The sequence below is a fragment of the Pseudomonas sp. Pse1 genome, from assembly GCF_024519635.1.
In the GTDB taxonomy this organism is placed as follows: Bacteria; Pseudomonadota; Gammaproteobacteria; order Pseudomonadales; family Pseudomonadaceae; genus Aquipseudomonas.
On sequence record NZ_JALJRO010000033.1, the window covers coordinates 1 to 19,751 of the forward strand.

General features: G+C 62.1%; 17 protein-coding genes. 14 read left to right on the forward strand and 3 right to left on the reverse strand.

From position 1 onward, the window contains the following. Positions 1-1,259, reverse strand: a 1,259-nt coding sequence (locus NR126_RS27325; protein ID WP_256832401.1) for a retention module-containing protein, incomplete at its 3' end; no start/stop codon positions are given. Positions 1,260-1,616: 357 nt separating this feature from the next. Here NR126_RS27325 and NR126_RS27330 point away from each other — a divergent pair. From NR126_RS27330 to NR126_RS27365, 8 genes are all read left to right on the forward strand, one after another. Continuing rightward, positions 1,617-2,969, forward strand: a complete 1,353-nt coding sequence (locus NR126_RS27330) for a TolC family outer membrane protein (protein ID WP_027619383.1) — start codon at positions 1,617-1,619, stop codon at positions 2,967-2,969. A 40-nt stretch (positions 2,970-3,009) separates the two neighbouring features. Continuing rightward, entirely contained in the window at positions 3,010-5,166 is a 2,157-nt protein-coding gene (locus NR126_RS27335) for a type I secretion system permease/ATPase (RefSeq protein ID WP_027619384.1), read from the forward strand. Further along, positions 5,156-6,523, forward strand: a complete 1,368-nt coding sequence (locus tag NR126_RS27340) for an HlyD family type I secretion periplasmic adaptor subunit (protein ID WP_027619385.1) — start codon at positions 5,156-5,158, stop codon at positions 6,521-6,523. The genes NR126_RS27335 and NR126_RS27340 overlap by 11 nt, the downstream gene beginning before the upstream one ends. A 106-nt stretch (positions 6,524-6,629) precedes the next feature. Then, positions 6,630-7,280, forward strand: coding sequence for an energy transducer TonB (locus tag NR126_RS27345; RefSeq protein WP_027619386.1), 651 nt, complete (start codon positions 6,630-6,632; stop codon positions 7,278-7,280). A gap of 55 nt (positions 7,281-7,335) precedes the next feature. Further along, positions 7,336-8,256, forward strand: coding sequence for a LysR family transcriptional regulator (locus tag NR126_RS27350; protein ID WP_027619387.1), 921 nt, complete (start codon positions 7,336-7,338; stop codon positions 8,254-8,256). Between the two features lie 112 nt (positions 8,257-8,368). Then, positions 8,369-9,907 (forward strand): MFS transporter, encoded by a 1,539-nt coding sequence (locus NR126_RS27355; RefSeq protein ID WP_256832402.1) that lies wholly within the window; start codon positions 8,369-8,371, stop codon positions 9,905-9,907. 20 nt (positions 9,908-9,927) lie between these two features. After that, positions 9,928-10,992, forward strand: coding sequence for an HlyD family secretion protein (locus NR126_RS27360; RefSeq protein ID WP_027619389.1), 1,065 nt, complete (start codon positions 9,928-9,930; stop codon positions 10,990-10,992). After that, positions 10,989-12,584, forward strand: a complete 1,596-nt coding sequence (locus tag NR126_RS27365) for an efflux transporter outer membrane subunit (protein ID WP_256832403.1) — start codon at positions 10,989-10,991, stop codon at positions 12,582-12,584. Before NR126_RS27360 ends, NR126_RS27365 begins: the two co-directional genes overlap by 4 nt. 42 nt (positions 12,585-12,626) lie before the next feature. On the opposite strand, the gene NR126_RS27370 is transcribed toward NR126_RS27365, so the two are convergent. Together NR126_RS27370 and NR126_RS27375 are read right to left on the reverse strand one after the other, a co-directional pair. Continuing rightward, on the reverse strand, positions 12,627-13,385 hold the full coding sequence (locus tag NR126_RS27370; RefSeq protein WP_105755885.1) for a slipin family protein: 759 nt from the start codon (positions 13,383-13,385) through the stop codon (positions 12,627-12,629). 2 nt (positions 13,386-13,387) lie between these two features. Further along, positions 13,388-13,924, reverse strand: coding sequence for an NfeD family protein (locus NR126_RS27375; protein WP_027619392.1), 537 nt, complete (start codon positions 13,922-13,924; stop codon positions 13,388-13,390). A 206-nt stretch (positions 13,925-14,130) separates the two neighbouring features. On the opposite strand from NR126_RS27375, the gene NR126_RS27380 reads away from it, so the two are divergent. From NR126_RS27380 to NR126_RS27405, 6 genes are all read left to right on the forward strand, one after another. Next, positions 14,131-14,376, forward strand: coding sequence for a DUF2789 domain-containing protein (locus NR126_RS27380; RefSeq protein WP_256832404.1), 246 nt, complete (start codon positions 14,131-14,133; stop codon positions 14,374-14,376). A gap of 257 nt (positions 14,377-14,633) precedes the next feature. Continuing rightward, positions 14,634-15,062 (forward strand): MarR family winged helix-turn-helix transcriptional regulator, encoded by a 429-nt coding sequence (locus tag NR126_RS27385; RefSeq protein ID WP_027619394.1) that lies wholly within the window; start codon positions 14,634-14,636, stop codon positions 15,060-15,062. Further along, entirely contained in the window at positions 15,059-17,140 is a 2,082-nt protein-coding gene (locus NR126_RS27390; RefSeq protein ID WP_256832405.1) for an FUSC family protein, read from the forward strand. The genes NR126_RS27385 and NR126_RS27390 overlap by 4 nt, the downstream gene beginning before the upstream one ends. Beyond that, positions 17,137-17,346: a DUF1656 domain-containing protein gene (locus NR126_RS27395; RefSeq protein WP_027619396.1), complete on the forward strand. Its 210-nt coding sequence runs from the start codon at positions 17,137-17,139 to the stop codon at positions 17,344-17,346. Before NR126_RS27390 ends, NR126_RS27395 begins: the two co-directional genes overlap by 4 nt. After that, positions 17,343-18,233: an HlyD family secretion protein gene (locus tag NR126_RS27400; RefSeq protein WP_256832406.1), complete on the forward strand. Its 891-nt coding sequence runs from the start codon at positions 17,343-17,345 to the stop codon at positions 18,231-18,233. The genes NR126_RS27395 and NR126_RS27400 overlap by 4 nt, the downstream gene beginning before the upstream one ends. After that, positions 18,230-19,678 (forward strand): efflux transporter outer membrane subunit, encoded by a 1,449-nt coding sequence (locus tag NR126_RS27405; protein ID WP_256832407.1) that lies wholly within the window; start codon positions 18,230-18,232, stop codon positions 19,676-19,678. Before NR126_RS27400 ends, NR126_RS27405 begins: the two co-directional genes overlap by 4 nt. Positions 19,679-19,751: the final 73 nt, after the last annotated feature.

The window sequence follows — 19,751 nt, forward strand, 5'->3', positions numbered from 1 at the left end:
TCAATCACAATGACCGAGCCATTGCTCAAGGTCACGGTCATCGCGGTGCCGGCTGGATTGGTCAGGGTCGCGGTGTAAGTGATCTGGCCGCCTTCGGTAATGCCGCTGGTAGCGGTCAACGTCAGACCGGTCGAATCAGGTGAATCAGTGATGGTAGTAACGGCTGGCGTGGTGCCAGGCACCAGATTTTCAAAGTTACCGCCGATGGCACCAGTAATGGTGGTACTGACAGTACTGCCATTGTTGTAAACATCATTAGCCGGCGTATCTACAACGACGGTGCCAGTGGTTTTACCCGGCTCGATGGTAATGACCGAGCCATTGCTCAAGGTCACGGTCACCGGTGTCTGCGCCGGATTAGTCAGCGTGGCGGTGTAGGTAATCTGACCGCCCTCGGTGATCGTCGGCTGCGCGGTCAGGGTGACGGTGGTGGTGTCGATGGTGTCCGTGATCTGGGTGACAGCGGGTGCCGGGTCGACGGTTACTACCTGGTTACCGCCGCCTGTGGTGCCGGTGACGGTGACAGTGATTTGCGATGGGTCGACGTAGACGCTGTCATTGGGCGCCAGCGGCACGTTGACGCTGCCGGTGACCTGGCCGGCCGGGATGACGATGGTCGCGCCGTTGGACAGGGTGATGGTCAGATCGGTCAGTGGCGCGCGGGTGACGTTGGCGGTGTAGACCAATATGCCGCCGGCTTCGGTGATGGTCGGCGTGGCGCTCAGCGTGAGGACCGAGCCTGGTGCGGCGGTGTTGTCATTGCCGTTGTTGTTGACCTGTGGGCCGTTGGTTTCTTCAACGGCGGTGAAGGCCGAGTTGATGCCTGCGGTCGGAAAGCCAATGGTGGGATCAACCCGTCCGGCAGTGGCTTCAAGCATCACAAAACTGTGGCCGCCACCGGCATCGCCGCCGCTGCCTGACGCGGACTGGCCCGCTGCCGTGGCTTCCAGCTCGGTGGTCGGGTCGGCGCCGGCGACGATCGCTTGTTGCAGTTCCTCAACCGACGGCGCGGATTGCGCAGTGGCTTGTGCCAGGTCAGTGCTGGAGTCCGGGGCGCTGGCGCTCCATTGCGTGTCACGGCCCAAATCGAGCAGACGACCGTCCGCCAATTCCAGAGTGACGGCTCCCGCCAGGCCAGTGTCCAACTGGTCGCCTACGAACAGTCGATCGCCTTCAATCAAAACGCGTCGAGTGCCCTCTGGGGACACCGCGAAAACTTGACCAACAATGCTTTTGACGATGGCAACAACACTGCTCATTGAAGACTCTCCGATGTTCCGTTCAGTAGGCTTCCATTGATCTGAAGGGCCTCTTGCCCATTCAGCCTGGATGTACTTGGAAAATAATAGACGTACAAATGACGCTCTTTTTCGTCAATAATTTGGCTATAACTTTTCGCAATTAACTCAATGCCAAACTATTGACCTTATTGGAGGCATCCTAAACAATCGCCCAAGTAATGTCACATTGATATTTACGCGGCGACCTGACCTACAGCATGTATTTCAGTTAATAGTTTTGAGCGTTACGACATACGGTTATTCCGGTTGCCATTTTCCGCCGCAGCCCGCCTTTTTTGCTGTGATTCGAGACATGAAGTCCTGGGAAATTCTTTTATGCTTTCGCACTTGTTCAAAGCTCTACCTTTCGCACTCGCCGCCAGTTTCGTACAAGCTCAAACCCTCCCCCAAGCCATGCAACAGGCACTGGATGTCCATCCGGAAATCCAGGCAGGCGTGAACAGTCGTTTGGCCGCGGATTATCAATTAAGAGCGGCTGAAGGGGGATACCTGCCGAAGGTCGATCTGCTCGGCGGTTATGGCCGTGAAGGTACTGACAGTCCTTCTACCCGGTCGGGAACGGGGCGTAATGATTGGGAAACTCTGAACCGGGGTGAGTCAAGTTTACGTCTGCAGCAGATGGTTTTTGACGGTTTTGCGACGTCCAGCGAAGTTGGGCGTCAACAAGCCACCGTTAATTCCCGTGCCTATTCGTTGTTGGGCACCTCCGAGCGCACCGCGCTGACCGTTGCCCAGGTTTATCTCGACGTGCTGAGCCGCCGGGAGTTCGTGCAACTGGCTGAAGACAATCTGCGCAACCACGAGCGGATCTTTGACCAGATCCGCCTGCGCACCGAGCGCGGCGTCGGTCGTACCGCCGACCGCGACCAGGCGGAAGCCCGTCTGGCCCAGGCCCGCAACAACCTGATCACCGAACAGACCAACCTCGCGGATGCCCAGACCAACTTCCTCAGCGCCGTCGGCCAGATGCCCGACCAGTTGGAGCGTCCTGCGCCGTTCCTGGCGATGCTGCCGGCCGACCTGAATGAAGCGCGCCAGCAGATGCTGGATAACAGCCCGATCCTGCGCTCCGCGGAGTCGGACATCGTCGCGGCGGAAAAGCAGTACGACACCGCCAAGTCGACTTTTTACCCGCGCTTTGACGCCGAGTTGGGACGTTCCGCCGATAACGACATCGATGGCTCGGACGGTCACAGCAATGAGTGGCAGGCCATGTTGCGCATGCGATTCAACCTGTATGCCGGCGGCAGCAACAAGGCCGACCTGGAATCCAAGGCCTATCTGTCCAACCAGGCATTGGATGTGCGCAACAACGCCTTGCGCGTATTGAATGAAGAGTTAGGTCTGGCCTGGAACGCCTTGAACAACGCCAACGCCCAGGTGCCAATCGCGCAGAAATACGTCGACTACAGCACCAGCGTGCGCAGCGCCTACCAGCAGCAGTTCAGCCTTGGCGAACGAACCCTGCTTGACTTGCTCGACAGTGAAAACGAGTTGTTCAACGCTTCCCGCCGCCTGGTGGAAATCAAGAACATTCAGTTATTTACTCAATATCGAATCAAGGCGACCATGGGCGAGTTGCTCAAGAGCCAGGGAGTGGTCGCACCGATGGCCTCCGTCGTACAGAACGACGTGAAGCCAAAAGTTCAGCTACCTGGCATGAATTGAGCTTTATTTAATCTTCAATTGATAGCCAAGAGTATCGAGCGTGGAATCAGAAGCCAGTCGAGTTCATCTCAGTCATGATCCACGCGCCTCGCACGATGATCCGTTACTCGACGGATTGTTGGCGCTGTGCATGCTGCACCAGAAACCTGCCAGCGCGGCGATGCTGACCACCGGTCTGCCATTGCCCAAGCAGCGCCTGAGCGTCGAGCTGCTGCCACGCGCCGCCGCGCGTGCCGGCCTGCAAGGGCGGGTGCTGCAACGCAAGCTGGATAAGATTCCATCGATCGCCATGCCGGCACTGCTGTTGCTCAAGGATGACCGTAGTGCGGTCCTGTTGGGTTGGCACGGCGACGATCAGGCGCGATTGCTGCTCAGCGAAAGCGACGGCGGCGAAGTCCTGGTCAGCCGCGAGCTGCTGGCCGACGATTACACCGGCCAGGCGTTCTTCGCCCAGCCACAGCATAAATTTGACGTTAACCACGGCACCCTGATCCCGCGTGCGCGCTCGTGGTTCCGCGACACCCTCAAGCGCTCGCGCTGGCTTTACGCCGATGCGATTGCCGCGAGTTTCCTGATCAACATCATCGCCATGGCCGCGCCCCTGTTCGTGATGAACGTCTATGACCGTGTAGTGCCCAACCAGGCCGAGGCGACCCTGTGGGTGCTGGTGGTCGGGATAACCGGCGCCTATATGTTCGACCTGATCCTCAAGAGCTTGCGCAGTTTGTGCCTGGACCTGGCCGGCAAGAAAACCGATCTGATCATTTCAGCCACGCTGTTTGAGCGGATTGTCGGCATGTCGATGAAATACCGTCCCGCCCGGGTCGGCAGCTTTGCGCAGAACATCCATGAGTTTCAGAGCCTGCGCGACTTCCTCGCGTCGCTGACACTCACCAGCCTGATCGACCTGCCGTTTACCCTGCTGATCTTCCTGGTGATCGCCCTGTTGGGTGGGCACCTGGTATGGATCCCGGTGCTGGCATTTCCGATCGCCCTGCTCATTGGCTATATGTTGCAGAAGCCGTTGCAGGCGACCATGGAGCGCACCATGGCGCTCGGCGCCGAGCGCCAGTCGAGCCTGATCGAGACCCTCTCCGGCCTCGACGCGGTCAAGGTCAACAACGCCGAGAGCGAGCGCCAGTACCAGTGGGAGCAGACCATCGGCACCCTCAGCCGTCTGGAGCTGCGGGTCAAAATGCTCTCCGGGCTGTCGATCAACATCACTCTGCTGATCCAGCAATTGGCCGGGGTGATCATGATCGCCTTCGGGGTCTACCAGATCATCGCCGGCAACCTCAGCATGGGTGGCCTGATCGCCTGCTACATGCTCAGTGGCCGCGCCCTCAGCCCCCTGGCTTCGCTGTCCGGCTTGCTGACCCGCTATCAACAGGCCAAGGTCACCATGAGCTCGGTCGACCATATGATGGAGTTGCCGCAAGAGCGCAACTTTGACGAGCGCCCACTGAGCCGCCAGGTGGTGCAGGGCGCCATCGAGTGCCGACAATTGAACTTCACCTACCCGGGCCAGCAAACCCCGGCGTTGAAAAACATCAACCTGGTGATCAAGCCCGGCGAGAAAATCGGCATCATCGGCCGCAGTGGTTCGGGCAAGAGCTCCCTGGCCAAACTGCTGGTCGGCCTTTACCAGCCGGACGAAGGTGCCTTGCTGGTGGACGGCGTGGACATTCGGCAGATCGACGTCAGCGAATTGCGCCACAACATCGGCTACGTTCCGCAAGATATCCAGCTGCTGGCCGGCACCCTGCGTGACAACCTGGTGTCCGGTGCGCGCTACATGGAAGACGAACTAGTGCTGCAGGCCGCTGAGTTGGCAGGTGTGCACGAATTTGCCCGCCTGCACCCGCAAGGCTATGAGCTGCAAGTCGGTGAGCGTGGGCAAAATCTCTCCGGCGGTCAGCGCCAGAACGTGGCCATGGCCCGGGCGTTGCTGCTCAACCCGCCGATCCTGCTGCTCGACGAGCCGACCAGCGCGATGGACAACACCGGTGAAGAGCGCTTGAAACAACGCCTGCAGTCGGTGATCGAGAGCAAAACCGTGCTACTGGTCACACACCGGGCCTCACTGCTGTCGCTGGTTGACCGGTTGCTGGTGATCGACCGCGGGCAGATTCTCGCCGATGGCCCAAAAGCCGTGGTTATGGAAGCTTTGAAGAAGGGGCAGATCAGTGTTGCTTAAGTCCGGCGTGCGCGACTCGATCCGCAGTTACTTCAAAGGCTCCGACTCACTCGATGGCCAGCCTTTGCCCGAGGTAAAGAAAGCCCTGATCGAAGACGCCCCACGGGTGGTCCGCTTGACCATCTGGGGCATCATCGCCTTCTTCCTGTTCATGTTGTTGTGGGCCAACTTCGCTGTGATCGACGAAGTCACCCGTGGCGATGGCAAGGCCATTCCATCCTCCAAGCTGCAGAAAATCCAGAACCTGGAAGGCGGTATCGTCTCCGAGCTGTTCGTCCGCGAAGGGCAAATCGTCGAGGCCGGTGCGCCGCTGATTCGCCTGGATGACACGCGGTTTGTCTCCAACGCCGGCGAAACCGAGGCTGATCGTCTGTCCATGTTGCTGCGTGTGGAGCGTTTGAGCGCGGAGGTCGATGATCGCCCGCTGGCGTTTGCCGCCGATGTAATGAAGGCGGTGCCGGTGCAGGCCGCCAGCGAAGAGTCGTTGTACATCAGCCGCCGCCAGCAACTGCACGATGAAATCGGCGGCTTGCAAGAGCAGTTGATCCAGCGTCAGCAAGAGCTGCGCGAGTTCATTTCCAAACAAGCGCAATACCGTCAGGCCCTGAGTCTGCAGCGCCAGGAAATCAACATGTCCGAGCCGCTGGTGGCGCAAGGTGCGGTATCGCCTGTGGAAGTGCTGCGCCTCAAGCGCGCCGAAGTCGAGACCCGCGGCCAACTGGACGCGACCACCCTGGCGATTCCCCGCGCCGAGTCGGCGATCAAGGAAGTACAACGCAAGATCGACGAAACCCGTGGCAAGTTCCGCAGTGAGGCGCTGACCCAACTGAACGAGGCGCGCACCGAACTGAACAAGGCGCAAGCCACTGGCAAGGCCCTGGAAGACCGGGTCAGCCGGACGCTGGTGACCTCGCCGGTACGGGGCATCGTCAAGCAGTTGCTGGTCAATACCATTGGCGGGGTGATCCAGCCCGGCAGCGATATGGTGGAAATCGTGCCGCTGGACGACACCCTGTTGGTGGAGGCGAAGATCCGTCCGCAGGACATCGCGTTCCTGCACCCGGGCCAGGAAGCCGTGGTCAAGTTCACCGCCTATGACTACACCATCTATGGCGGCCTCAAGGCCAAGCTGGAAAAGATCGGCGCCGACACCATCACCGACGAAGACAAGAAAACCACCTACTACATGATCACCCTGCGCACCGAACGCAGCCATCTGGGCACCGATGAGAAACCGCTGCTGATCATCCCCGGCATGGTTGCCTCGGTGGACATCATCACCGGCAAGAAAACCATCCTCAGTTATTTGCTCAAGCCGATCATCAAGGCAAGGGCGGAGGCGTTGCATGAGCGCTAAGCGCTAAGCCTCAAGCTTGGAGCTTGGCAGATGAGAATGGTTGTCCTTTGGTGTTGAGGTGCGCGACAATCGCCGCCTTTGTTTCGGCGCCTCAAAAAGGATTTCCATGCGTCTTCTCCTCCTCGGTGCAGCGCTGCTGTGCTCGCTGAATGCATCTGCTGCATTCCCGCCCTCCGCCGACACCGCCTACCTGCCCAAGCCGGCTTATCCGGCGGCGATGGGCACGGTGTCGGGTAATGTGCGGGTCAGCCTGAATATCCATAACGACGGCTCGGTCACGGACGTAAAAGTCCTCAGTGCGACTCATGAGGCGTTCGGCCTGGCAGCGAAAGCGGCGGTCGAGCAGTGGCGATTCCAGCCCTGGAAGGTCGGCAAGGATGCCCCGGCGGTCGTCGATGCGCAGAACACGCTGATTTTTGAACCGGGGCTCAGCACTCAGTCGCCGGACAATCCGTACACCGCCATTCACAGCATGCTGTTCCAGACCTGCGAGATGCTCAATGACGAGCTGGCAACCTACCGCAGTCGCTATCCTGGCCAGCCTCTGAGCACTGCCCCGACATTCTCCCGGACCACCGCCGCGTTGTTGTACCCGGTGTTTGCCAATGCGCGCAAAGCCGAGGAGGGCACGACCCTGAACCTGGAATTGCTCGGCGCCTTGCCCCAGGTGGTGCAGCGTTGTCATGACCATCCGAAGGCGCTGTACGGCACCTTGTTGCCAAAAAATGTGCAAAAGGCCTTCGACATTTCCGGCTAGCCAACACGGCCAGGAGTGCGCTTGAATCAGTCTCCACCCGCCATGAGTGCTTACCATGCAACTCCCGGACATGAACCTGTTGGTCGCCCTCGATGCGCTGCTTGATGAAGGCAGCGTCGTCGGTGCCGCGCGGCGGATGAACCTGAGCCCGGCGGCCATGAGCCGGACCCTGACCCGGGTGCGCGAAGCCCTCGGCGACCCGATCCTGGTGCGCGCCGGGCGGGGCTTGGTGCCGACGCCCAAGGCCCTGGAATTGCGCGCCCAGGTGCGCGACCTGGTAGAGCAGGCGGCGCTGCTGTTTCGTTCCGCTGATGACGTCGACCTGAGCACCTTGCGTCGGCGCTTCAGTGTGCGTGCCAACGACTTTTTCGTCGGCGTCTACGGCGGTCACCTCATCGATACCCTGGACCGTCAGGCGCCTCATTGCGAACTGCGCTTTGTCCCGGAAGGCGATGGCGACGACGAAGCGCTGCGCGAAGGGCGCATCGACCTGATGATCAGCAACACGCGCCCGCGTACTCCGGAAGTGAAGGTGCAGAACCTGTTCACGACGCACTTCGTCGGCCTGGTGCGCGAAGGGCATCCCCTGCTGGACGGCGAAATCACCGCCGAGCGCTACGCCAGTTTTTCCCATATCAGCATGTCCCGCCGCGGCATCGCTCGCGGGCCGATCGACACCGCGCTGCAAGCCTTGGGCCTGGAGCGGCGGGTGGCGTTGATTGCCCCAAGCTTCCACGCGGCGATGTTTGTCCTGCCCGATTCCGACCTGATTCTACCGGTGCCCAAGGAGGCCCTGCGCAGCGTCGCGCGCCTGGGGCTGCGCCTGCGCTCGTTCACCCTGCCGATCCCCTTGCCGACGATGATGCTGACCCAGGCCTGGCATCCGCGTTACGACAAGGACCCGGCCCATCGCTGGTTGCGCGAAACGATCAAAAGCAGCTGCGATGCGACCTGGCTGGCGACGCAACCGGACTGACCAGCAATGCGTGCGTCTGACGCACTTATAAGCTGTCAATAAGTCAGTTTTCGTCAGCTGTCGCACTTCTTAAACTGCTCCGGTATTTCTGTAATCCGGAGCGGTTCTTCCCATGACTTCCCTCGCTGTTCCCGCCACGCTCGAAGCGGCCAGCGCACCCAAGGCGGTTGCCCCGCCGAGCTTCGGCCCACGGATCATCCTCGGTCTGGTGGGCGTGCTGCTGGCGGTACTGGTGTCGGGCCTGAACGAAATGGTGACCAAGGTCGCCCTGGCCGACATTCGTGGTGCCATGGCCATCGGCTACGACGAGGGCACCTGGCTGGTCGCCAGCTACGCCGCGACTTCGGTGGCGGCCATGGCGTTCGCACCCTGGTGTGCGGTGACCTTCTCCCTGCGTCGTTTCACCCTGTGTGCGATTGGCCTGTTCACTCTGCTGGGCCTGTTGATCCCGTTCGCCCCGACTTACGAAAGTCTGCTGCTGTTGCGCACGGTGCAGGGCCTGGCCGGTGGCGCCTTGCCGCCGATGCTGATGACCGTCGCCCTGCGCTTTCTGCCGGCCAACGTCAAACTCTACGGCCTGGCCGGCTACGCCTTGACCGCCACCTTCGGCCCGGGCCTGGGCACGCCTTTGGCCGGGCTGTGGACCGAGTACGTCAGCTGGCACTGGACCTTCTGGCAGATCATCGTGCCGAGTCTGCTGGCGATGGCCGCAGTGGCCTACGGCTTGCCCCAGGATCCGCTGCGCCTGGAGCGCCTCAAGCATTTCAACTGGCGCGGGCTGCTGCTGGGCTTTCCGGCGATCTGCATGCTGGTGATCGGCATCCTGCAAGGCAATCGCCTGGACTGGTTCGAGTCGAGCCTGATTTGCTGGCTGCTGGGCGGCGGCCTGCTGTTACTGGTGCTGTTCCTGTGCAACGAATGGTCGCAGCCGGTGCCGTTCTTCAAGCTGCAGATGCTCGGTATCCGCAACCTCAGCTTCGCCTTGATGACCCTGGCCGGGGTGCTGGTGGTGTTACTGGCGGTGATCATTATTCCTTCCAGCTATCTGGCGCAGGTGCAGGGTTATCGGCCGATCCAGACCGCACCGATCATGCTGCTGATGGCGGCGCCGCAGCTCATTGCGCTGCCATTGGTCGCGGCCCTGTGCAACCTGCGTTGGGTCGATTGCCGCTGGGTGCTGGGGATCGGCCTGAGCATGTTGGCACTGTCGTGCATCGGCGGCTCGCACCTGACCTCGGTGTGGATTCGCGACGACTTCTATGTGCTGCAACTGCTGCAGATCTTCGGCCAGCCGATGTCGGTGCTGCCATTGCTGATGCTCTCCACCGGCAGCATCAGTCCGCTGGAAGGGCCGTTCGCCTCGGCCTGGTTCAACACGGTCAAGGGCCTGGCGGCGGTGATTGCCACCGGCGTGCTGGAGGCGCTGACCACGGCGCGCCTGCATTTCCACTCGACGATGCTGGTCGACAGTCTGGGCAATTCGCCGCTGGTCGATGGCGACAGCGCCACGCTTGCCCGGCGTCTGCACCAGCAAGCCGTGGTCCTGACTTCTTCCGACTTGTACCTGTGCATGGCCGGGGTCGCGCTGGCGCTGATCCTGCTGATTTTCTGGCTGCCGACGCGGATCTATCCACCGCGCGCGCCGACCTGACTAAAACAGAAGGTTTGTTTATGACGATTTCATCCAGGCAAAAACTCACCGGTGCTACGGCCGCAGTGCTTGCCGTAGGCGCCTTGGTTTACCTGCTGGCGCCCGGCGTCTTTGGCCGCACACCCCAGCAAAGTACCAATGATGCGTTTGTCAGCGCCGACTTCACCCTGGTCGCGCCGCGCGTGGCCGGGTTCATTAAAGAGGTGCTGGTGGAGGATAACCAGCAGGTCAAGGCCGGGCAGTTGCTCGCGCTGATCGACGACCGCGACCTGCGCGCCGCCGCCGAGGCTGCCGACGCCGACACGCTGGTGGCCGCAGCCCAATTGCAGAACGCCCGGGCAACTCTCGAACGTCAGGCATCAGTCATTGCCCAGGCGCAGGCCACGGTGGTTGCCGCCAAGGCGGAAATGGCCTTCGCCGATCACGAATTGAACCGCTACAACCATCTGGCAGGCGTCGGTGCCGGCACGGTGCAGAATGCCCAGCAAGCCCGCACTCGCATCGACCAGGCCGCCGCGCGTCTGGCCAACGCCACAGCAGTGCTGGCGGCGGAGCGCAAGCAGGTGGAAATCCTCAGCGCCCAGCGCGACGCGGCCGAAGGCGGGCTCAAGCGCGCCCACGCCGCCCTGGAAATAGCCAGCTATGAGCTGTCCTATACGCGCATCGTCGCGCCGGTGGATGGCATGGTCGGTGAGCGCGCCGTGCGGGTTGGCGCCTATGTCACGCCGGGCAGCAAGATCCTCGCCGTGGTGCCGTTGGCGCAGGCCTATGTGATCGGTAACTTTCAGGAAACCCAACTGACTGACGTGCAGCCGGGACAGGGGGTAGTCGTGCGTGTCGACAGCCTGGGCGGTGAGGCGCTGACCGGGCGGGTCGAGAGCATCGCGCCGGCCACTGGGGTGACCTTTGCCGCCGTTAAACCGGACAACGCCACGGGTAACTTCACCAAGGTCGTGCAGCGTATTCCGGTGAAAATCATGCTCGACCCGGGTCAGCCGATGGCCCAGCGCCTGCGGGTGGGGATGTCGGTGGAGGCGAGCATTGATACGGTGGCTGTCAAGGCGAATGAGGTTGTTCAGCGATGAAGATATCCGTTGATTGTGCCGACGCCTTCGCGAGCAGGCTCGCTCCCGCAGTTGATCTCGGCAGTTCGCACATTCTTTGTTCAGACGCAGATCCAGTGTGGGAGCGAGCCTGCTCGCGATGGGGCCTGAAGCCGCGCCTCACACTGTGTGCCTTGCTCATGTTGAGTGTGTCAGCCTGCACCGTCGGCCCGGACTTCCAGAAACCCGAGACGCAGCCACAAACCGAATGGTCCAAACCATCACCAGCCGCCGCCAGTCAGGTAACGGCTGAGGCAATGGACGAGCGCTGGTGGGAGGTATTCCAGGATGCGCAACTCTCAGCCCTCAGCCGTCGCGCGTTGACCGACAACCTCGACCTGCAGTTGGCCAGCGCCCGCTTGCAACAGAGCCGCGCCGTGCGCCAGGTGATCACCGCCGAGCAATACCCCAACAGCAGCGTCAGCGGCAACTACGGGCGCAAACGCAACAGCGGCGAGGGCTTGAGCGATCCGTCCGGGCACAACGGCGATTCTGCCTTCAACCTGTGGGAGGCGGGTTTCTCGGCCTCCTGGGAACTGGATTTCTGGGGCCGGGTGCGGCGCCAGACCGAAGCCGCCGACGCCAGCCTCGAAGTGGCGGAGAACGATCGCCGCGGGGTGCTGCTATCAGTGCTGGCGGAAACTGCCCAGGACTACATTCAGCTGCGCGGTGTGCAGAGCACCCGCGCCGTCACCGAGCAGAACCTCGAGGTCGCCCGGCATAGCCTGAAGTTGTCGCAACTGCGCCTGGCGGATGGCGTGGCGACCGATCTGGACGTCGCCGAAGCGGCAGCCCAGGTAGCGGCCATTGAAGCGCGGTTGCCGGCGCTGCAACAGCGTCAGGCGCAACTGATCAATGCCTTGAGCCTGTTAATGGGCGAGCGCCCGCAGGCGTTGCAGGCCCAGTTGGCGCAAGACGGTCCGGTGCCGCAGACGCCGCGTCAGGTCGCCATCGGCTTGCCGTCGCAACTGGCCGAGCGACGTCCGGACATCCGCCAGGCCGAAGCCCGCCTGCATGCCGCCACCGCCAACATTGGCGTAGCCAAGGGCGATTTTTACCCGCGCATCACCTTGTCCGGCAGCCTCGGCTCCCAGGCGATGCAACTGAGTGATTTCGGCTCCTGGGGCTCGCGCCAGTTCGCCATCGGCCCACAGCTCAGCCTACCGCTGTTTGACGGCGGACGCCTGCGCGGCATGCTGCAACTGCGTGAGGCACAACAGCAGGAAGCGGCGCTCGCCTATCAACAAACCGTGCTGCGGGCCTGGCATGAAATCGACGACCAGTTGACCCGCTACAACGCCAGCCAACTGCGCCGCGACAGCCTGGCCGAAGCCGTGCGGCAGAACCAGATCGCGCTGCGCACTGCACAGCAGCAATACGTCGAAGGCGTGGTGGATTTCGTCAACGTCCTGACCGTGCAGGGTGAGTTGCTGGCGACTCAGGAGCAATGGGTGGAAAGCGCGACCGGTGTGTCGCTGGCGATGGTCGATCTGTACAAAGCGCTGGGCGGCGGTTGGCAGTCGGTCTACCCAACCGGCATGGGTAGGAGCGAGCCTGCTCGCGAAAAAGGTTAACGATAACGCGTACATCACGGTTGTACGCGGCGTCTTTTCTCCTCATTCCCGACCCGACAAATCCGCCATGCCCTTGAGCAACTCGATCGGCAGCGGAAAGACAATGGTCGAGCTTTTGTCGCCGGCAATCGAACTCAAGGTCTGCATGTAGCGCAGTTGCATCGCACCCGGCTGGCGCCCGAGCATTTCGGCGGCCTGCATGAGTTTTTCCGAGGCCTGCAGTTCGCCCTCGGCATGGATCACCTTGGCCCGCCGCTCGCGCTCGGCCTCGGCCTGTTTGGCGATGGCGCGGATCATCGATTCGTTGAGATCGACGTGCTTGATCTCGACATTGGCGACCTTGATCCCCCAGGCATCGGTTTGGGTGTCGAGGGCTTGCTGGATATCGACATTCAAGCGCTCGCGCTCGGCCAGTAACTCGTCCAGCTCGTGCTTGCCGAGCACCGCACGCAAGGTGGTCTGGGCCAGTTGGCTGGTAGCGGCGAGAAAGTCCTCGACCTGGATGATTGCTTTCTGCGGATCGAGCACGCGAAAGTACAGCACCGCGTTGACCTTCACCGAGACGTTATCGCGGGTGATTACATCCTGTGGCGGCACATCCAGCACGATGGTGCGCAAATCGACCCGGACCATTTGCTGGACCACCGGAATCAACAGGATCAACCCCGGTCCCTTGACCTGCCAGAAACGCCCGAGCTGGAACACCACGGCCCGTTCGTACTCGCGCAGGATGCGGAAGGTCGAGCCCGCCAGTGCAATCAGCAGCACCAGCAGCGCGGCAAAACCCAATTGTAGGCCCATGATCATTCTCCCAGCGCCGGCGCGTCAGTGGCGGCCACTTCGAGCACCAGCCCCTTACGTGCGATCACCTGTACCCGTTGGCCCGGTAGCAGCGGTGTGGTACTGCGCACTTGCCAGCGTTCGCCCTGCAGGTGCACCCAGCCGTGATAGGCACTGCCCGGCTGCAGGGCGAGCACCGGGGTGACGCTGCCGAACAGCTCGGTATCGCCGCTCACCGCGTGGCGCGGCCGGGTTCTAAAGGCATGGATCAGCAAGGCGATCAGCAACAGCGCGCTGACCACCGCCAGGCCGGTGATCAGCGGCGTGGGAATCTCGGCATTGCTCAGCATCACCGCACCGATCACGAACATCACAATCCCGGCCAGGCCGACCACGCCGTAATTAGGCAACAGGGCCTCGGCCACCAGAAATGCCACGCCGAACAGCATCAACCAGACGGCGAACGGATTGCCCGCCATCAGCGTCACTGCATCAGTAGCGAGCGCCGAGGTGCTCAAGCCCGATAACAGCGCAACCACACACCAGCCACGAATATTCACTTCGACCCTCCGGGAGAGTCATCCGTCAACGAGCCGGAAGAAGGCCCTCTTTACAGTCTAGTAGAGCCTTGGGTTGAACGAATTTTGATCAGCCGGGGTCGAGTCTTCCAGTGGGCGGATTTTCCGTCGTCGACGGCCATCCGACCTAGACTTCGAAAGGCGAGCCAAGGCCTCTCCCGTCAATCCCCAACGAAAGGAGCTCCCTCATGGAAAAACCAACTCACAGCCTGCCCAGCCTGTTCAAGCAACTCGGCCTGGCGGATGACGCCGAGAGCATCGACAAATTCATAGCCAGCCATTCCCCGCTCAAGCCGGAACTGCATCTGGCGGATGCGTTTTTCTGGTCCGAAGGTCAGAAACAGTTCCTGCGAGACGAAATTCGCGAAGATGCTGATTGGGCTGAGGTGGTGGACCAGTTGAATCTGTTGTTGCGTAAGGGGCGGGGGCAGTAGGGCGAAGAGCGCTATGCTCAAGCGGCTTTTATGACGATCGTCCTGAAACGGTCAGCAAGCCAGAATAGCGACTCGAACTGAGGAGTTGATTGTGCAAAGTGTTCTGGCTGATGTGGCGATAGGCTTCGACGAGCTAACAAATTTCCCGGTAATTTGTTTCAAAACTTGACTGAAATTCCCCGCCAATGTCATATTGATAGTTAGCAAACTAACAGTGTGCGAAGCCCCCCGTGCCTCAGACCCTCGACACCCTTCACATGAATATCAGCAGCGCCATGGTGGTCGCCTCGCGGCATTGGCGCAAAGTCTGCCAGACCACCCTGGTCAATTTCGGCATTTCCGAAGCCTGTGCCGTGCCGTTGTTGATGATCGGCCGGCTCGGTGAAGGAGTGCGACAGGTGACGGTGGCGCAGGCGGCCGGGATGGAGAGTCCGTCGCTGGTGCGCCTGCTCGATCAATTGTGCCAGGCCGGTTATGTCTGCCGCACTGAAGACCCCCATGATCGCCGCGCCAAGTGTCTGAGCCTGACCGACAGCGGGCGGGTGCTGGTGCAGGCGGTCGAGGTGGAACTGGTGCGCCTGCGCCGCGAGGTGCTGCAGGGCATCGATACCGCCGATCTGGAAGCGGCGTTGCGGGTGATTCGCGCATTTGAAAGCGCCGAACAGCCAGCGGTGACCCAGCCTTGAACGGATTTTTCAGCGGTCTACCACCTGCCCGTGACTGGTTCTACGGCGTGCGCACGTTCGCCGCGTCGATGATTGCCCTGTACATCGCCATGCTCATGCAAATGCCCCGCCCCTATTGGGCGATGGCCACGGTGTACATCGTTTCCAGCCCATTCGTCGGCCCCACCAGCTCGAAGGCGCTGTACCGGGCCATCGGTACGTTTACCGGTGCGGCGGCGGCTTTGCTGTTCGTCCCGATGTTTGTGCAGAGCCCCTATGTGTTGGTGGTGGTCATTGCGCTGTGGACCGGCATCCTGTTGTTCCTGTCCATGCATCTGCGCACCGCCAACAGTTACGCGCTGATGCTCGCCGGGTACACCTTGCCGCTGATCGCCCTGCCAGTGGTGGATAACCCGCTGGCGGTGTGGGACGTGGCCGAGGCGCGCACTGAAGAGATTTTCCTCGGCATCATCTGCGCGGCGGTGGTCGGCAGCCTGTTCTGGCCTCGGCGTCTGGCGCCAGTGCTCGATGATGCGGTCATCAAGTGGTTTGACGCGGCAGTGACCTACAGCCAACGCTTCCTCAGCCGTGACGTCCAGCCCGAGGAAGTCAGCGCGCTGCGCGCCTCGATGGTGGCGACCTTCAACACCCTGGAACTGATGATCGGCCAGTTGCCTCACGAAGGCGCACGCCCGCAAACCGTGCGCAACACCAAGGAACTGCGCGGGCGGATGATCCACCTGCTGCCCGTCGTCGACGCCTTGGACGATGCGCTCTACGCCTTGCAACGCCGCACGCCGGACCTGGTGGAAAAGATCCAGCCGATGCTCGCCGCCGCCGAGGAATGGCTTGAGCACCGCGACGCTTCGGTCGAGCGCTGGCAGGCGTTGCGCGACCAGTTGGCCGCCCTGCAGCCAAGCCCCGAGGCGCTGGATGAGCGCAAGCAATTGGTGTTTTCCAACGCACTCTATCGGCTCGGCGAATGGATCGACCTGTGGCAGGACTTGCGCAGCTTGCAGCAGGCGATTCACAACGACAGCCAGGACAACTGGCGCGCGGTCTATCGGCATTGGCGGCTGGGCCGGCTGACGCCGTTTCTTGATCGCGGGCTGATGCTCTATTCGGCCGCGTCGACGGTGCTGGCGATCATCGTTGCCTCGGTGTTGTGGATCCTGCTGGGCTGGACTGACGGCGGCAGCGCGGTGATTCTCGCGGCGGTGGCCTGCAGCTTTTTCGCCGCGATGGACGACCCGGCGCCGCAGATCTACCGGTTTTTCTTTTGGACCGCATTGTCGGTGGTGTTCGCCAGCCTTTATCTGTTTCTGATTCTGCCAAACCTGCACGACTTCCCGATGCTGGTCCTGGCGTTTGCCGTGCCCTACATCTGCGTCGGCACCCTGACGGTGCAGCCGGCGTTTTACCTCGGAATGCTGCTGACCATCGTCAACACGTCGTCCTTCATCAGTCTGCAGGGCGTCTACGATGCCGACTTCCTGAGCTTCATCAATTCCAACCTGGCCGGGCCTATCGGCTTGCTGTTTGCCTTTATCTGGACCCTGGTGGCTCGGCCCTTCGGTTCTGAACTGGCGGCCAAGCGCCTGACCCGCTTCAGCTGGCGCGACATCGTTGGCCTGAGCGAACCGGCCAATCTCAATGAGCATCGCTACCTCGGTGTGCAAATGCTCGACCGCCTGATGCAGCACCTGCCGCGCCTGGCGATGATCGGTCAGGACACCGGCGTGGCCCTGCGCGAAGTGCGTGTGGCGCTGAACCTGCTGGACTTGCTCGCCTACGCGCCACGAGTGAGCGGTCCGGCGAATGCCCTGGTACGCCAGGTGGTGGCCGAGGTCGGCGATTACTTCAAGGCTTGCCTGAAAGCCGGTGAACGCTTGCCGGCCCCGGCACCCCTGCAGATGACCATGGACCGCGCACGCCGCGCGCTCAACAGCCAGGCGCTGGCCGGTGACGACGACACCCGCCTGAATCTGCTGCACGCCCTCAGTGGCCTGCGTCTGGCGCTGTTGCCGGGCGTGGCTTTCATCGGCGCCGGCGAGACCGAGGAACTGCTTCCCCATGGAATCGACGGAGCGCCTTTATGATCGGTGACTTGGATGTCAGCGGGGTATTCCTGCCTACGCTACTGGTGCTGATGGGCATCACCTACCTGCTGTATTTGCTGGTGCACGGCCTGCTGACGCGCCTGCACTTTTATCGTCTGGTCTGGCACCGGGCTTTGTTCAACGTCGGTCTTTACGCCTTGCTGCTCGGCGCTGTGGACTCACTCAGTCGATACCTGATGACATGAAAAAACCTGTTTTGACCCTGGGTCGCGTGATAGTGACCCTGCTGGTGGTGACCCTGGCCAGCGTCGTGGTGTGGCGCATGATCATGTACTACATGTTCGCGCCCTGGACGCGGGACGGGCACATCCGTGCCGATATCGTGCAGATCGCCCCGGACGTGTCCGGTCTGATCCAGCAAGTGGACGTGCGCGACAACCAGTTGATCAAGCGCGGCCAAGTGCTGTTCACCATTGATCAGGACCGCTTCAAGCTGGCGCTGCGTCAGGCCAAGGCCGCCGTTGCCGACCGCCAGGAAACCCTGGCCCAGGCCCAGCGTGAAGCCAAGCGCAACCGTGGCCTGGGCAACCTGGTGCCGGGCGAGCAACTGGAAGAAAGCCAGTCACGCGTGGCCCGTGCCGAGGTGGCATTGATGGAAGCCCAGGTGGCGGTGGACAGCGCTCAGCTCAACCTCGATCGCTCAGTGATCCGCAGTCCGGTGGACGGCTACGTCAACGATCGCGCGCCGCGTCCCCAGGAATTTGTCAGCGCCGGGCGTCCGGTGTTGTCGGTGGTGGACAGCAACTCGTTCCATATCGACGGCTATTTCGAAGAGACCAAGCTCGATGGCATTCATGTCGGGCAGAGCGTCGACATTCGTGTGGTCGGTGACCGTGCGCGGTTGCGCGGACACGTCGAAAGTATCGTTGCCGGCATCGAGGACCGCGACCGCACCAGCGGTTCCAACCTGTTACCCAACGTCAACCCGGCGTTCAGCTGGGTGCGTCTGGCGCAACGGATTCCGGTGCGCATTGCGTTTGACGATGTACCGGCGGATTTCCGCATGATCGCCGGGCGCACCGCCACGGTGTCGATCATCGGCGATAAGCCGCTGCAGGAGCCGGCGCAATGAAAGCGCTCAGCGCCTTGGCGACACTCGGGCTGGGCTTGATGCTATCTGCCTGTCAGGTGGTCGGCCCGGATTACCAGGTGCCGGCCGATGCGGCGGTTCAGCGTAAAGATGCCCAGGGCGAGTTGGGTGCCGGTAACCGGGATGTGGTCTCGGCGCCGGTGCCGAGCGACTGGTGGCGTCTGTACCAGGACCCGCGCCTGGATGAGTTGGTGCGCCAGGCCATGTTCGCCAACACTGATCTGCGGGTGGCGGCGGCCAATCTGTCCCGTGCTCGGGCTCAGGTTGAGCAGGCCGAAGCGGCGGGTGGCTGGAGCGGTGGAGTGAAACTTGGTGCGCAGCGCCTGCAGGAGTCGGGCGAGGCGTTCCTGCTGCCGGAAAAAGTCCCCGTGGCCAACATCGGTGATGTGGCGATCAGCACTTCCTACCAATTCGACCTGTTCGGCACCTTGCAACGCGGGATCGAAGCGGCCAAAGCCAATGCCGATGCGACCCAGGCGGCAGCGGACACCGCGCGCATCACCCTGGTGGCCGATGTCGTGCGCGCTTACACCCAGGTCTGCGCGGCCAATGAAGAACGGGAAATCGCCGAGCATTCCTTGGCGCTACAAGACCAAAGCACCACCCTGATCCAGCGTCTGCGCGATGCCGGGCGCGGTGATGAAACCCAGGTCACCCGCTCGCAGACCCAACTCAAATCACTGCGCGCCGACTTGCCCCGTTACGAGGCCGCACGCCAGGCCGGGCTGTTCCGCCTGTCGATGTTGCTGGCCAAGCCCGTCGACCAGTTGCCAGCGGGCACCAACGCCTGCCACGAGTTGCCGAAAATCGCCCAGCTATTGCCGGTCGGCGACGGAGCCGCGCTGCTCAAGCGTCGTCCGGATGTACGTCAGGCCGAACGGCGGCTGGCGGCAGCGACCGCGGAAATTGGCGTGGCCACCGGTGAGCTGTACCCGGACATCAGCATCGGCGCGACCGTCGGTACTGTGGGCATTCTCGACCACTTGGGGCAGGCTCAAACCAATCGCTGGGGGTTTGGCCCCTTGCTGACCTGGACCGTGCCGACCAACGGTTCGCGCGCCCGGGTCAGGGAAGCCGAAGCCGCCACCCAGGGCGCGCTGGCGCATTTCGACGGGGTGGTGCTCAACGCCATACGCGAGACCCAGACCGGCCTGGCGCAGTATTCCGCTTTGCTGCAGCGCCGCGATGCCCTGGTCGACGCCGAACAGTCGGCGCAAGTGGCGGCGGACCAGACTCACCGCTTCTTCCAGGCCGGGCGCGCGTCTTTCCTTGCCGACCTGCAGGCGACCCGCACCTACACCGATGTACGGGCACAAGTGGCCACGGCCAACACTCAGGTTGCGATGAGCCAGATCGATCTGTTTCTGGCCCTGGGCGGTGGCTGGGAAAGCGGACGAACGCAAGCTGCAAAACCGACGCAACCCTGAGGCCGTTGCTATGCTTTGACATGTCGGGTCCGCGCGGGCGGATCCGCCGATCAAGGCTCGTGCAGGTCATGGG